Source organism: Bacillus sp. AFS001701, from assembly GCF_002559405.1.
Taxonomy (GTDB): domain Bacteria; phylum Bacillota; class Bacilli; order Bacillales; family Bacillaceae_G; genus Gottfriedia.
In genome coordinates, this window is record NZ_NTZO01000021.1 from 1 (window position 1) to 15450 (window position 15450).

General features: G+C 33.0%; 14 protein-coding genes. 5 read left to right on the forward strand and 9 right to left on the reverse strand.

The genetic code is table 11. The features are described from left to right. Positions 1–16: 16 nt before the first annotated feature. Both CN514_RS02220 and CN514_RS02225 read right to left on the reverse strand, forming a co-directional pair. The gene (locus tag CN514_RS02220; RefSeq protein WP_098231188.1) at positions 17–1681 is read right to left on the reverse strand and encodes an acyl-CoA dehydrogenase family protein; all 1665 of its coding nucleotides are present in this window, start codon (positions 1679–1681) and stop codon (positions 17–19) included. 30 nt (positions 1682–1711) lie between these two features. Continuing rightward, on the reverse strand, positions 1712–2089 hold the full coding sequence (locus tag CN514_RS02225; RefSeq protein ID WP_098231189.1) for a MerR family transcriptional regulator: 378 nt from the start codon (positions 2087–2089) through the stop codon (positions 1712–1714). 248 nt (positions 2090–2337) lie between these two features. On the opposite strand from CN514_RS02225, the gene poxB reads away from it, so the two are divergent. Continuing rightward, positions 2338–4074: a ubiquinone-dependent pyruvate dehydrogenase gene (gene poxB / locus CN514_RS02230; protein WP_098231190.1), complete on the forward strand. Its 1737-nt coding sequence runs from the start codon at positions 2338–2340 to the stop codon at positions 4072–4074. A gap of 218 nt (positions 4075–4292) precedes the next feature. On the opposite strand, the gene CN514_RS02235 is transcribed toward poxB, so the two are convergent. From CN514_RS02235 to CN514_RS02250, 4 genes are all read right to left on the reverse strand, one after another. Further along, on the reverse strand, positions 4293–4976 hold the full coding sequence (locus CN514_RS02235) for an ABC transporter ATP-binding protein (protein WP_098231191.1): 684 nt from the start codon (positions 4974–4976) through the stop codon (positions 4293–4295). Beyond that, positions 4976–6061 (reverse strand): ABC transporter permease, encoded by a 1086-nt coding sequence (locus CN514_RS02240; protein ID WP_098231192.1) that lies wholly within the window; start codon positions 6059–6061, stop codon positions 4976–4978. Before CN514_RS02240 ends, CN514_RS02235 begins: the two co-directional genes overlap by 1 nt. Before the next feature lie 123 nt (positions 6062–6184). Continuing rightward, on the reverse strand, positions 6185–7573 hold the full coding sequence (locus tag CN514_RS02245) for a sensor histidine kinase (protein ID WP_098231193.1): 1389 nt from the start codon (positions 7571–7573) through the stop codon (positions 6185–6187). Beyond that, the gene (locus tag CN514_RS02250; protein ID WP_098231194.1) at positions 7570–8247 is read right to left on the reverse strand and encodes a response regulator transcription factor; all 678 of its coding nucleotides are present in this window, start codon (positions 8245–8247) and stop codon (positions 7570–7572) included. The genes CN514_RS02245 and CN514_RS02250 overlap by 4 nt, the downstream gene beginning before the upstream one ends. Positions 8248–8659: 412 nt before the next feature. On the opposite strand from CN514_RS02250, the gene CN514_RS02260 reads away from it, so the two are divergent. After that, positions 8660–9043, forward strand: a complete 384-nt coding sequence (locus CN514_RS02260; protein WP_098231196.1) for a DUF4183 domain-containing protein — start codon at positions 8660–8662, stop codon at positions 9041–9043. Positions 9044–9135: 92 nt separating this feature from the next. On the opposite strand, the gene CN514_RS02265 is transcribed toward CN514_RS02260, so the two are convergent. The 3 genes from CN514_RS02265 to CN514_RS02275 all read right to left on the reverse strand — a co-directional run bounded on the left by CN514_RS02265 (position 9136) and on the right by CN514_RS02275 (position 12962). After that, positions 9136–9627: a DUF4183 domain-containing protein gene (locus CN514_RS02265; protein WP_098231197.1), complete on the reverse strand. Its 492-nt coding sequence runs from the start codon at positions 9625–9627 to the stop codon at positions 9136–9138. Positions 9628–9796: 169 nt separating this feature from the next. Then, positions 9797–11056 (reverse strand): helix-turn-helix domain-containing protein, encoded by a 1260-nt coding sequence (locus CN514_RS02270; RefSeq protein WP_098231198.1) that lies wholly within the window; start codon positions 11054–11056, stop codon positions 9797–9799. A 211-nt stretch (positions 11057–11267) separates the two neighbouring features. After that, positions 11268–12962 carry a M4 family metallopeptidase gene (locus CN514_RS02275; RefSeq protein ID WP_098231202.1) on the reverse strand — a complete coding sequence of 565 codons (1695 nt, stop codon included), beginning with the start codon at positions 12960–12962 and terminating at the stop codon, positions 11268–11270. Positions 12963–13225: 263 nt separating this feature from the next. Between CN514_RS02275 and CN514_RS02280 the strand changes: the two genes are divergently transcribed. The 3 genes from CN514_RS02280 to CN514_RS02290 all read left to right on the forward strand — a co-directional run bounded on the left by CN514_RS02280 (position 13226) and on the right by CN514_RS02290 (position 15362). After that, positions 13226–14116, forward strand: a complete 891-nt coding sequence (locus CN514_RS02280) for a DUF4047 domain-containing protein (RefSeq protein ID WP_098231199.1) — start codon at positions 13226–13228, stop codon at positions 14114–14116. Between the two features lie 13 nt (positions 14117–14129). Beyond that, the gene (gene sipW / locus CN514_RS02285) at positions 14130–14675 is read left to right on the forward strand and encodes a signal peptidase I SipW (protein ID WP_435817647.1); all 546 of its coding nucleotides are present in this window, start codon (positions 14130–14132) and stop codon (positions 14673–14675) included. A 72-nt stretch (positions 14676–14747) separates the two neighbouring features. Then, the gene (locus CN514_RS02290) at positions 14748–15362 is read left to right on the forward strand and encodes a TasA family protein (RefSeq protein WP_098231201.1); all 615 of its coding nucleotides are present in this window, start codon (positions 14748–14750) and stop codon (positions 15360–15362) included. Positions 15363–15450 lie beyond the last annotated feature (88 nt).

The window sequence follows — 15450 nt, forward strand, 5'->3', positions numbered from 1 at the left end:
AAATAGGTGTCTATAATCATTTATTTATCGAAACTTTATAACCAACTATTTCATCAAAATACTTTAAATGAATTTGTTCTTTATTTATTTCATCTTTAAAATATCGTTCATGGATCAATATTTTTGCAATGTACTCTTTTCGAATATGATCTTTTGCATCTTCAAGAGCAGTAACTGCTTCAACTAAATCTGCCATTCTATTTGCTATTTTCTTAGCATTATATGATTGGGTATTTGCATCTAAAGTAGATGTATAATGAGCAATTTCATTTAATTCTTCCAGCTTTTTCTTTACGATTTCACTTTCATCTACTAATGTTTGAGGTGTTTCCACTAATTTTTCTTCAATATACGATTTAAAGACTTGATAACCATTCATTTTATTAAACAGTCTCAAAATCTCTAAACCTAAAATATTCGCTGTTCCTTCCCAGACTGTAAGTACTTGCGCATCTCTTAAAAGACGTGGTGTAACAAAATCTTCAATATAACCATTTCCTCCATGCATTTCAATCGCTTCGTGGGAGAAATGAATTGCTTCTTCAGCTGTACGCATTTTTAATAAAGCGATTAAAAGCCTTACTAATGTATGTTCCTCGCTTGTTCCATTTTCTTTCCCAACCACTCGATCATATAAAGCCACTAAATTAAATACTGCACTTGTCTGAACTTCCTGAATGGTTGCAAGTTTTGCTAATGTCTCTTTTATCATTGGAAAATTCGTTAATATTTGTCCAAATGCCGGTCTATTTTCAGCATATTTCTTCGCCTCCACATAGGCTCTTCTCATAATTCCAACTGATGCTACAGCATTACAAATTCTAGATAAATTCAATGCTTCCATCATATAGTTAATTCCTCTAGAAGGATCTCCGATTAGAAATGCTTTCGCTCCATTAAACTCTACTTCTCCTGATGGAACAGCTCTTACACCTAGCTTATCTTTTAAGCGACGAATCGTGAATCCATTATTTGTACCATCATCATTCTTCCAAGGAACTAAAAATAAACTTAACCCCTTACTTCCAGAAGGTGCTCCCTCAATTCTTGCTAAAATCGTTGTAATACCACACTGACCTGCATTGCTAGCAAAATATTTCTCTCCGTAAATACGATAGTAATCATTTTCATTAACTGCTTTCACTACATTGGCTCCAACATCTGAACCACCCTGTCTTTCAGTTAAAAAAGTTGCTCCTTCATATAATTCGATTTCGCCTGTCGATAATAAATGAGGGAGATATTTTTCTTTTAATGCTTCATCTGCATATCTTTCAACTAAAAACGTAGCAGCCATTGATAATGTTACTGGACAATAAAAACCAGCTTCAGTCTGCGATAGTAAGTAACCTTGCGCATAGGAATAAATATAATTCCCCTTTATACCAAGTTCGGGAATTAGCTTATGAATATAGCTAACAATCCCTCTATTATACGTATCTTTTACAGTTTGCTTATAACCTTCATTTACCCAAACATGTGAAATATCATTACCATATGCATCATATTTGATTAAACGTGGTTGACCTTCTCGGTCTGTGTGAATTGCACGTTGATCGATTTCATTCGCACAAAGCTCACCAAATTCTTCTAGTTCTCTATTAGCCCATGTAAAAAAATCTTCATTAAAATATTTTCCTAAAATCATCTGTAGATTACGATCTTCTTTATATAAATTCATTAAACCTCCACATCCTTTTCCGGAAGTATTTCATTCGATTTCTAATAAATTCCGCTCAAGATTACTCTTCATTCTCATAATTTCTTCTTTTAATTGGATTAAATCGTTAATTTTTTTATCTAACTCTAAAATTTTTTGATTTCCATATTCAATTGTTTTTTGTAATTGTTTTTCACCTGTTCCATCGAGCATGAATAAATCAATCATTTCTTTTATTTCCTGCAAATTAAAGCCTAAATTTTTACCCCTTTGAATTAAATAAAGACGTGTACGATCTTTATGAGAATACCTTCTTCTACCACTATCAGTATAGGATGGGTGTAATAATCCGATTTCTTCATAATATCTAAGGGTTCTATGAGTCGTATTAAATTCATTCGTCATCTCTCGAATCGAATAAAACTTCAAAATGCCCTCCTCCTTCTAGCTATAGATATATTATAAATCTTACGTAAACGTAAGTTTCAAGACAGATTCCTTCGACAAAAAATACGAGGATAAGAGACTTTTTAAAGTATTATTCTTAATGCCTCCTGCTTTTCCTGCCTTTTTTTGGTATAACGTTTTGAATTTCTGCAAAGCATAAATTTATCTGTAGCCTAAGGCTTATTAAATTCAATTAGTTCCTATTAACAGTGAACTAGAAGGAGATTACAATGAGGAAAACAATTGCAGATTTACTGATTGATTCATTGATTCAGGCAGGAGTTACTAGAATTTACGGTATTGTTGGAGATTCTTTAAATGCTGTTTTGGATTCAATTAAAAACTCAAAAAGAATTGAATGGATCGGCGTTCGCCATGAAGAGGTTGCGGCTTTTGCTGCAGGTTCCGATGCTCTAATGAGTGGAAGTATCGCAGTTTGTGCCGGAAGCAGTGGTCCAGGTAATCTTCACCTAATTAACGGATTATACGATTGTCATCGAAGCCGTATTCCTGTACTTGCGATCGCGGCTCAAATTCCAAGCATCGAAATTGGAAGTGAGTATTTTCAACAAACTCGTCCTGAGCAATTATTTAAAGAATGCAGTCACTTCTGTGAAACCGTATATAGAGCAGAACAAATGCCTCGTCTAGCAACGATAGCAATGCAGCATGCAATCGCAAGAAAAGGTGTATCTGTTCTTGTTTTACCTGGAGACATAGCTGCTTTAGAAGATCGACAAACTGTTCCAGAACAAGTTATTCATGTAACGAATCCACTGATTAGTCCATCGAAACCTGAATTAGAAAAACTAGCTGGATTTCTCAATGATGGTAAGAAAGTTACACTACTTTGCGGAGCAGGCTGTGAAGGTGCTCATTCTCATTTAATGCTTCTTTGCGAAAAGTTAAAATCTCCAATGGTTATTGCGCTTAGAGGAAAAGAATTCCTTGAATACGATAATCCATACAATGCTGGGCTAACCGGATTAATTGGCTACTCATCAGGATATCACGCTATCATGGATTGCGATGTCTTATTAATGCTTGGAACAGATTTCCCTTATCGACAATTTTATCCGGATGATGCAGTTATTTTACAAGTAGATGTTCGTGCTGAACATTTAGGACGACGAGCTGCACTTACGTATGGACTATGTGGTGATGTAAAAGAGACAATAAGTCAGTTATTACCTCTCTTAACAGATGTGAAAGATTCAAGCCATCTAGAAAAATATGTTTCAGCATACAAAAATGTACGTGAAGATTTAGATAAATTTGCTGTCGGAAAACCAGGACGCACACCGATCCACCCTCAGTATTTAACTAAAGTTGTAAGTGATCTTGCAAATGAAGATACAATCTTTACATGCGATGTCGGAACGCCAACATTATGGTCTGCAAGATATTTACAAATGAATGGAAAAAGAAGATTACTTGGATCGTTTAATCACGGAACGATGGCTAATGCCATGCCTCAAGCAATTGGCGCTCAAGTTTCTCAACCTGGTCGTCAAGTAGTCGCATTATGCGGAGATGGTGGATTATCAATGTTAATGGGTGATTTATTAACAATCCATCAGCATAAATTACCTGTAAAAATAGTTGTATTTAATAATAGTGCGCTAAGTTTCGTAGAATTAGAAATGAAAGCTGCCGGTTACCTAGAAACTGGTACAACTTTAGAAAACCCTAACTTTGCATCATTAGCTCAAGCGATGGGGATTGATGGAATTCGTGTAGAAGATCCTGCTGATTTAGAATCCGCTGTACAACGTGCGTTTGAACACAATGGACCGGCATTAATTGATGTATTAGTAAACCGTCAAGAACTAGCAATGCCTCCTAAAGTAAGTATTGAACAAGCGCATGGATTTACACTATGGACATTAAAAGCTGTATTAAATGGCCATGCAAGTGATGTAATTGATCTTGCTAAATCGAATCTTTTAGATCGATTTCATCTCTAATTAATGAACCCGTTTGATTTGAACGGGTTCTTTTTTTTATTTAGAAAATTGGTAGTTAATATTTCATACTCGTATCAGCTTCATGAGTCACTAAAATAGCTCATTGTTCTAAATTACTTCCTCATAACTGCTTCATGAGAAAATATCTCGATGATTCAAAATATCTCCTTATTCATAAACAATCAAAAAAGAACCCGTCAATAAAAACGGGCACTTCTTTAAATTTGTTCAGTAAGTTTTCCATTTTCAATATAAACAACACGGTCACATAAATCTAGCATCCTTTTATCATGAGTAACCATTATCGCAGCTTTTTGTCTTTGCTTTACTTCTTTAGATAGCATTTCAACAACTGACCTTCCTCTTTCTGAATCGAGACTAGCTGTAGGTTCATCCGCAAAGATCACTTCTGGATCATTCATTAGTGCTCTTGCAATGGCTACTCGTTGTCTCTCTCCACCTGATAAATTTTCTGGATAGTTTCTCGTCCTCTTTGATAATCCTAATTGTTCAATTAATTCGTTAGCTTTCTTCTCTGCAATTTTGTTTTTTATTCCAGCTAATTCGGCAATTAATAGAAGCTGATCTTTAACTGTTAAATACGGGATTAAATTAGACATTTGAAAAATGAATCCGATTTTAGATAATCTAAATTCATTCAATTTATTTGCTGGAAGATTACTTATTTCAATATCATCTATTAAAATCTTCCCACTAGTCGGAGATAATAATGCTCCTGCTATTGAAAGGAAGGTACTTTTACCTGAACCAGACGGACCTACAACTGCTACTAGTTCACCGGCTTTTACTTGAATAGAAACTTGATCTAATACGGTTGTTGCTAAAGAATCTCCGTCATTGTATGTTTTGCTAATAGTATCTAGCACTAGTTTATTACTCATTAAAAAGCCCTCCCTATTGCTTCAATCGCATCAATTTTTACAACTTTTAATAAAGATATTAACGAGCCAACTATTGCTACAAATAGGAATAATAATGAACTTCCAATGATTAACTGAGCATCAAATACAAAAGGTAAGCTAGCTGGTAATACTTTAGATAATCCAAATGTGATTGAAATACTGATCATTAGACTTAATAGTGTAAGTGTTAAAACTTGAAAAATAATATTCTTAGCTAAATAACTAGTTTTTGAACCTATTGCTTTTAGCACGCCAAATTGATTAATTTTTTGAATCGTAATGATATAGAAAAAGACTGCTAACACAAATGCTCCGATAAAGAATAGAAAAACGATCATCATTAGTAAAGAGCCCTGCTCTTCTTTATAACCAGGTATGCCTTTTAATGCCTGATTTTTATTAATTACTTCTACTCCTGAGACTTTTTCACTTATCTTTTTTGCCGTACTTTCGTTTGTTTTTAAAGCAATTGTATTAAATGAATTCTTACTATTCACCATCGACCACTCTTTGTAATTCATATGAATTACTGGTGCGTGGCTATATGATTGATTCTCGGTAAATCCAACAACTTTAAATTCTTTACCCGAGATTTGATCTGAAATATTGTCCCCAAGCTTGATTCCTTTTTCTTTTAAAGAAATATCTCCTACCACTTCATTCTTTGTTGAATTATTAATCATTTCTCCTTCAATTACCTTTGGAGTAGCTAAACCATTCACATCAATTCCAAATAAGGTAGCATCAATTTTTTTAGATGTTCCATCCTTTAGAAATGTAGTCATTTGAACTCCTAAAGTAGTGGAATTTTTCTCATCAACCAAGTTCTGAACTTCATTTATTTGATTTTCCGTTAACATTGAATGATTAATTTGTTTACCCGATTCTTTTTGTAATACAAAATAATTTGAGGCCATGCTATCAATAGAAGAAGCATTATCAAAAGATAATCCTTTCGCTAATCCTGAAACGAATAATACTAGGAATGATATAAGGATCATGATTAGACTAATTAATAAAAAACGTAATTTTGCGTGTTTAAATTCCCTTAATGCAAGAAACACCTGTCATTCATCTCCTTTAACCTACTAAATTTTAAAGAGTGTTATAAGTAGAATCACTCTTTGTAATTTAAAGTATAGGAATGTTAGATGAACAACAGGTGAACAGTCGATTACAATTATAGATCAGGTCTCTTTAATATTAGGTATGGTTAGATAAAATTTAGTTCCTTCTCCTACTTTACTGCTTACTTCAATATGCCCTTTATGTAATTCAATGATTTGTTTAACAATCGCTAAACCTAAGCCACTACTGGATTCTTTTCGATTCCTTGCTTTATCAACAATAAAAAACCGATTAAATATTTGTTGTAAATCCTTTTCGGAAATGCCAATTCCAGTATCTTTAAATTCAAATTGAACATACTCTTCATTACTACTTAGTTTTATTGAGATTGATCCACCTTCATGATTAAATTTAATGCTATTCGTCATTAGGTTTGTCCAAACTTGATGCAGTAGATTCTTATCAGCATACACAAAAGTTTGTGGTAATTCCAAATCAATGGCCAACTCTTTGTTTCTCCAACTCCATTCAGTTGTAAAAACTACTTGTTTAATTTGCTCTGCAACATCAAAAGTTGTTTTTTGCAATATACTTTCTTCCTTATCTAAGGCAGCTAACGTTAATAATTGTTTACTTAACAAGGACATTCTTTTACTTTCTTCCTCTATAATCGATAAGTAATGATTCTTTTGCTCTTCGGTTAATTTTTCAGTTTGAAGCGACTGCGAAAAACCTTGTATCGATGCAAGCGGTGATTGAATTTCATGAGATACATTTGAAACAAACTCCTGACGCATCGCTTCAATTTGTCCTAATCTTTGTGACATGTGCGAAAAGTGATTAGCCAGTTTTCCTATTTCGTCTTGGCGTTTAATTTGCAATTGAACATTATATTTTCCTTCTGCAATTTTTTTAGTTGCTTCAGTTAATTTAATAATCGGTCTTACAATATATCTTGTACTAACTAGAACGAATACGATACTTAATACAATTGTCAGTAAGAGGAGAATGGAAAAGAGTATACGCAATTCACCAAATTGAAGCTGTACATTTGGACGCATAAAAAGAGCCAAATGATGATTACTCGATTTAATAGGAACACCTACTGTATTACTCAATGTATTATCAAAAAAACCCGTCACAAATAATGATGTTGGAAATTCGGCAATGCCATGGTAGACCTTCCCGTTTAAAACAGAATCAATCACTTTATGATCTAGTTTTTTTTCTCTAAAAGAACCACCATAGAATGATTGGTTTCCTTGTTGATCTACTAGTAAAATTTGATATCCCAATTTACTAATACTTTTTAAGTAATTGCTTAGTTCGATATCATTATTTTCTTCATAAAAAGTACCAACGTCTAAAGCCATTTTAGTTAATTTTTTATCATTATAAGGCTTTAGATTATAGTGGTAATACACATTTGAAAGAAAGAAAGCCAATAAACTGCTACAAATCATTACACCGAGGATTGTAAGAACAATTCTTATGTATAAAGTTTTCACTTTCTAGTGACCTCCAATTTATAACCAACACCACGAACAGTTTTTATACTAAAGTCATCCGTTAAAGTAGAAAATCTTTCACGTAATCGTTTAATATGAACATTTATTGTTCGATCATCACCTTCAAAATCAGCACCCCAAATTAATTGGATCAACTCATCTCGAGTAAATATTCGATCCGGATAACTTGCCAATTGAGACAATAATTCAAATTCCTTCATTGGAAGCATAAGTAATTTTCCTTTACAGTAAACTTCATAGCTTTTTCGATCAATAACGGTTTCGTTCAGCTTTATTTTTTGAGCACTAATCATATTGTATCTTCTTAACAGTGCCTTAATCCGGAATAGTATTTCTTTTGGTTCAAATGGTTTGGTCAAATAGTCATCTGTGCCTACTGCAAACCCTTTTTCTTTATCAGATAGCTCGCTTTTTGCAGTTAACATTATGACGGGAAAATCATAATACTCTCTTATTTCTTCGCAAAGCTGGTACCCATCTTTACCTGGCATCATTATATCTACAATCGCTAAATTAATTTGTTGTTGCTCAAGCAATGCAGAAGCTTCGTCTCCGTTAGCTGCTTCAAATGTAGAATAGCCTTCTGTTTGTAAATACATTTTTAGCAACTCTCTTATATGAGAATCATCATCCACAATTAAAATTCGAATCATAACTTATCCCCATTCTTTAAAATTAGTACAATTATTTTAAAAATCATATCATATTTTAATTTTAATATCCTTTTTCTATTTTTCATGGGCAGAAATGAGGATGTATTATAACATGAATAAAAATATTTCTGTAATATAGTTTGTCCCCCATACATTTCTGTAATTTTAAACATAAAATAAATATGTAATATATAATGGCTGTTTTCGTAAATCTTGTTGCCCTTTAAAGAGATGTCTAGTTGAATATACTCGGAAGACATCTCAAATTTTCACTTTTTCTGATACTCCTACAAAAAACCCCACACCTTGTTTCTTATCAGCTTCTTTATTTACTCTGTGTTTTAAAATGATCGGTTTATAAACAACAACCATTTCGAAAAGAGTCAATCATAACAGAAAGGAGCAAATCCAAATGGCACTTCAACTAATGAAAATTCTCGTTTCTGCTTCTTCAACTATTGAAACTGTACCAACAGATTCAAGATTCTTCTACGTTACAACCACTTCTACTGCAGCTGGTGCAACTTTAACAATTGACGCAGCTGATTTTTTAACTGATACTGGAGCTGCAGTTACTACACTGCCGACATTACCTACAAATAATAGCTACTTTAATGTCTACATTAATGGTGTTCTACAAATGAGTGGTATTTCAGCTTATACTCCTGGAGCAACGGGTGTTGGTTCATTAGCGATTACTGTACCTGCTGGAGGAGACGGAATTTTAGCTGACACTCCAATTGTGTTAGAAATAGTAAGTTTTGCACCTACTTCCGATATTACTGTTTCAACATAATATATGCTCAAAAAAAAAGTTCCTGAAAGGAACTTTTTTTGAATTTTAATCAGTGTCTTTTATAGGCATATTTTTTTATTAGGGATACACTATCATAAAAATATAGATATAAATTGTATGATTATGATGGTACCTTTCAATGGAATATCTTCAGTAAGCAGAGTCAATTTACCACGTTCAATTTTATAATTTACGGTCGGCTGAAGCATTCCATTAATAAACAAATTTATATAGGAGACCTCATCTGGTGGCCTAATCGTTGTTATACCATATTCCTTAATCCCATTACGACTAGTATAAATTTTACTTAAACCGTCTGATACGGCGAAAAATAATTGATTCGTTGTTTTTAAAGGAGTTGATGGAGCTGCCCAACCTAATGCTCCAATATTGACGTTTGTAATTAGCGCATCCCATTTCGAACCATTATACCTATAAAAAATGCGATACTTTGTATCTAAAAAAATGCTACCTGTTTTAGGATTGTCTGGTCGAGTGGAATATGTACCTGCTTGTATAGACGGAATATTTCCTGCATTAATAACAAAATTTTGGTCAGATGAAAGATCCTTAGTGATGTCCATTCACCCCCTATAACGTTAAATTCAATCTATTGTGATTAAACCTTTTGTGAATGAGTTTGTATTAAATATATGTTTTTAATTGAGAATGTAATGCATTATTCTATTATTTTTTAAATTTTCATTGAATTTTTTCTAAAAAAAACTAAAGGAACTGCCCTAAAACAGTCCTTTAGTTATGTATTTTAATAACATCTATTAAGTAGTTAGACATTTCAACTGCCTTCTCAAACTCACTTTCTTTTACATAATAGTCATACAACTCCTTACCATATCGTTTCATAAAAATAGTATGATTGCGTGACTTAAAGTATGGAAAAGCTGTTTTTTCTATGTACTCTATATACTCTTCCGTTTTATTTTCAATCAAATAGATCAGTAATGTGAAAAGAATTTGATAATGTTGGTTCTTTAAATTATTCGCGATTGTTAGACCTTTTTGAGCACTATTTAATAAAGCAGATTTGCGCATTAATTTACCTTCAAATGAACTTCTAAGATAATTATTAAGTCGTTGAAGATAAATTACCGATGGCTTTTTCTCCAATTGTAATGCTGCTTTATAATATTTTTGCGCTTTTTCATAATCTTTCCTTTTAAAATATTCCAAAGCTAAGTTATTTAATAACATCCCCGTTTTATCTGGCGCATTGAGCGTTTCACTATCATGAATTAGATTCTTATATGATTGTTTCAATTTTTTAAAGTCTAAGTGTCCATCGTTACTTGATTGTAAAAGCATAATTGATTCAGCATTTATAGCACGTAAATAATTACTTGTATCTTTAAAATATTTAAGCGCTTTTTCTGCGTATACATAAGCCATTACCTTAGAATCAACCCATCCATATGCTACTGATAAATGATAGTAGTATTCTGGATTTCCGTATTCGTTTAGATCAATCTTCTTTAAGGTTTGTATTGCTTTATGATGATTTTCTGTACTTGAATTATTGTAATTATTTAAATAATAAATTCCTATTACATGCAAAAGGAGATTTCTTTCAAAAGGAGGTAGATCTTTATAGTTTCTTTGTATACTTAGAATAATTGTATAAGTGTTTTTATAGTCGTTCTTTAAGAGATAATATCTTGCTAGCAGCAATTGATACAAAGCATCATATTTTGGCGAATTAATAAAAGGGGTTTTTTCTAGCTCTTTTTTATAAGAATCAACTTCCTTCATTCTTAGTTTAATAATTGCTGTATGCCAGTTTAGTAGTTTATTTTCAAGATTTTCAAAGTTTGCAATTTCTTTTCGAATATCAATTTGTAATCGTTCAGAAAACAAGGTAATAATCTCAGAAGAGTAGGATGTACTCCCTCTTTCAATTTTTCCAACGTGCTTGGAAGAGCAGATTCCTTTTCCTAGTTCTTCTTGTGTTAGCCCGGCTTTAGTACGATAAAATTTTATAACTTCTCCTTCGATCATTGATTGCTCCTCCTATCCTAAAACTTATACTAAATATACAATAATTCAACATAGTTTCCATCATGCTATTCACACAATTTATGAGGATATTTTAATGAAAAATTAATAATTTTACTTAGTAATTTAATACTACTTTTTAAAATAAATAGGAAAAATTTAACAGAAAATAAGAAAACCATGAACAGGCAAACTAGTTCATGGTTTAATTTTTTTATTCGTATACACCTACAGAAGAATATGCATCCATAACAGCTTTCGTTTGGGCAGAAGGTACTCCATTTTTATCTGGGAAGAAATCACGTGATGCCTGAATTACTGCTGCTCTCATTTCTTTAAAGTTAGAATCGGCAGTTAGATATTTCATAGCTTGGTAGTAAATTTTTTGTGCATTATTTACTCCAACACCAGTAATCGTAAAGCCGTTATTTGTACCACCTTGTGTAATTAAGTATGCAGCTTTGTTGTTAATACCACTATTAATATGCACTCCGCCATTATCCTCAGTACCTAAATAACGATCTTGATAAGTATCTGGATAGTAACCTGAAGGCATATATTTGGTGCTTACACGTACTGAACCTGGGTCGCTTAATGAACGGAGACCACCGTCACCTGCTTTAGTTGGAGTGTAAACATCTTCACCCATTTCCCACTCGTTTACTTTTGTTGTATAGATTTGAACGAATGTTCCAAAGATATCTGCTAATGACTCATTAAGTGCTCCAGACTCTCCACTATATGTTAAATCCAGGCCAGACTTTTCAATCACACCATGTGTCATTTCATGTCCAATTACATCTAATCCACCAGAAAGTGCGCCTAAAACAACTCCATCGCCATCTCCGTATAACATTTGTTTACCATTCCATGCTGCATTATTCCATTTAGCTCCAACGTGAACTGTACTAATTAGAGTCATCCCTTTATCATCTAAGCTGTTACGCTTAAATACATTTTGATAATATTTGTTTACTTTATCAGCATTAACATGAGCTGATACCGCAGCAGGATCATAGAAGAAGCTAGTTGGGCTATTTGTTGTTACTTCAAAGCCAGTAAATCCTAAAAGTGCTGATAAGATGATAAATGAAGTTTCAGGCATGCGATGTGCATCAAATGTTGCTAGTGGTACGATAGTAGGACTTGTTGTAGAACCAGTAACTGAACCACCATATAAATAGCTAGAACCAGTTGATGCATCTTTTCCAACTGGGAAAGATTGCATTTTACCAAATACGTCCAAGCCCTTTCCAGTAGTAACTGTAAGTTTTGACACGTCAACATTATCAATTGCATTGTAGCTATTAATGATTTCGCCATTTGTAGCATCTACAAAATAGTGGAAATATCCTGGTGCTGGAACAGAAGTTGAAGCCTTAACTAAATACGCTAAGTGATACTCCCCTTTATATGGATAGATCGTTAATTTTGTATCAATTCCATCATAATTTTTAACAACTCCGATTTGTGAATCAATACTTTCCTTCGCAGTTGCTACAGCATCGTCCTCAGATATTGTAGCTTCAGTCGGAATAATTGCGCGAGATAATGTTTGATTTACATCACCAAATGATGCATATACATTGTTATTTGTGTCTAATGCTACAGTTTGTCCTGAACCATAAATCGGAATTCCTTTATACTGCTCAATTGTTCTTACATGGTAAGTATCAGTCACACTGTTAGCTTCTTCACCTACAATCTTAAATTGTTCCCATGGAGAAGTTGATCTTGCAAGACTTTTTACCTTTGAATTCAGGTACGCTTTTACTACCTCTTCCTTACTTAAAGCTTGATTAGCTGTCGCTGCACTTGCTTTTACATTAACAAATGAAGGTAAAGTTGTTAGTCCTCCACTAAATGCCACAGTTAATGCCATTACAGCTGGAATTGCTTTTCTTCTCATGCTTTTCTCTTTTTTCACTTTCAAAACTTTCACCCCTTATTTAATTTTGTTGCGACTGCAATTTTCATTATTGAGAAAATTCAAAATTAAATCAATATATCCAGGTCGGGTTCTTTTTTAGGTGATTTTACAGCTTTTCACCCTACAAGCGACTAATTCTGACAAAATACTACCGATAATTACCCCAAAAATAACCCGCTTTCAATTTTCTGACAATTGAGCAATAATGAATTCCATCAGGGCTTTTGCAAAGGAGTGAAAATTTGAAACAAGTAAGAAAAAAAGTCTCCATCATCGTAAGTTTATGTTCTATTCAATTTTACTTAGCAATGCAAACAGTTGGTCAAACGGAGGCAACCTTTTCTAGTCAAGCATCTTCAGAACAAGTCGTTTCAGCAGCCATTGTATTTCCTAAAACAATCCAACAATTAGAAATAGCCGCAAAAAATCATTCAACAAGAGCTAATCATTTATACGAGTCGATCCTAAAGATATCAATTAAGGGGACTAGCTCTGAATTGTCAAATTTACTTACTACTGTTCTTAATGAGGAACAGGAATTAAATAATGAGATAAAGAGTTTACAAAGTATTCAAGAACAGTTGAACTCTTATCACAATCAAATTCATGAACTACCTGAAACTGAACAAAGTATCTATGAATATGAGAGAAAAGGCTATCAGGTTATTAATCAACTAATCCAGCAATTAAATGAAACAATTAATCTTCAAAAGATAGCATCCATTAAATCTACAATTCAAACCCAACTAAATGAAAGTAAAGAAAATATTAAAAACGATATAAGTAAACCTAAAAATACTATCGATTCTGGTCAGGGTCAAAGTTCTAATAGTTCTGATACAGATTCAATACGGAGCCAGGATTCTAATAGATCTGATACAGATTCAATTCCGAGCCAGGGTTCTAATAACTCTAATACAGATTCAATCCAGAGCAGGGATTCTAATAATTCTGATACAGATTCAACTCAGAGCAGGGATTCTAATAATTCTGATACAGATTCAATTCCGACCCAGGAATCTGATCATACCAATACAGATTCAGTTCTGAGCCAGGAATCTGATCATACCAATACGGATACAATCCCAAATCAAATTTCTAATAATTCAGTAAATACAACTCAAAACGAATAGGTGATATCTCATGTTGAAGAAAATTTTATCAATTGTAGGTAATATTTTTAAAAGTATTTCTATTGTCATCTTGTGTTTCTTAGCTTTTATTGTGATTTCTTCCAGGATTACAGGTGGCGAATCTACAATTTTAGGCTATCAATTAAAAGCTGTTTTATCTGGGTCGATGGAACCTACTTTTCATACAGGTTCAATTATTGCAGTTAAGCTAGGTGCAAATCCATCGTCTTATCAAAAAGGCGATATTGTTACTTTCCAAATGGATAATAAGCTGATCACTCACAGAATAGCAGCTGTCCATCATAAAAATGGAGAAATTTCATATAAAACAAAGGGTGATAACAATAACGCCCAAGACTTATGGACAGTGTACCCTCAAAATATTGTAGGAAAATATTCGAATTTCACAATTCCATATGTTGGTTATGCATTAAATTTTGTAAGCTCTAAAGCTGGGTCAGCGCTATTGTTAATTGTTCCAGGTATCCTTTTAACTCTTTTTTCACTACGCAATTTATTCCAATTAAGAAAAGAGTTTGAACAAAAAACTGCAGGATGAAGTTGGTTAGATCTCTTAAGTACAAAATAAAAGCTTAAGAGTTTAATAAATAAACCTTAAGGGGGAAATGAAATGAGTTTTACTAAGAGAATTGGTCAAGTTGTAATGAGTGGAGCAGTCGGTTTGTCATTAATTAGTGGAGGTACCTTTGCATATTTTAGCGATACAATTAAAACTGATAATACGTTCGCAGCAGGTACATTAGACTTAGGTATGAACCCTAATGCTGTTGTAAACATTAGCAACTTAAAACCTGGTGATGAAGTATATCGTGAATTTACGTTAGAAAACAATGGAACTTTAGATATTAACAAAGTTTTATTAAACACTAAATATCAAGTTGAAGACGTAAAAAATAATAACACAGAAGACTTAGCTAAGCATATTAAAGTAACGATTATGTACAACACAAGCAGTGCTACAAATGAAATCGTTGAAACTACATTATATGACTTACAAAATCAAACTCCTGATTTAACAGCAATTAATCAATTTGTAGGTAGTACAAAAGACCCTGACGGCATTGCAGTTGGTCAAAAAGAAAAGATTTTTGTATTATTCGAGTTTGTTGATAATGGAAAAGACCAAAACCAATTCCAAGGAGACAAGCTAAAAGTTGATTGGACATTTAATGCCCAAACTGGTGGAAGTACATACTACGACGACACTGATCCTAACAGCAACTAATAAAAAACAAAACCATCTAAATTTAATTAGGTGGTTTTTTACGTTATTGAAGAACAATCTTGTCTATAAAATTACCAAATTTTCGTAA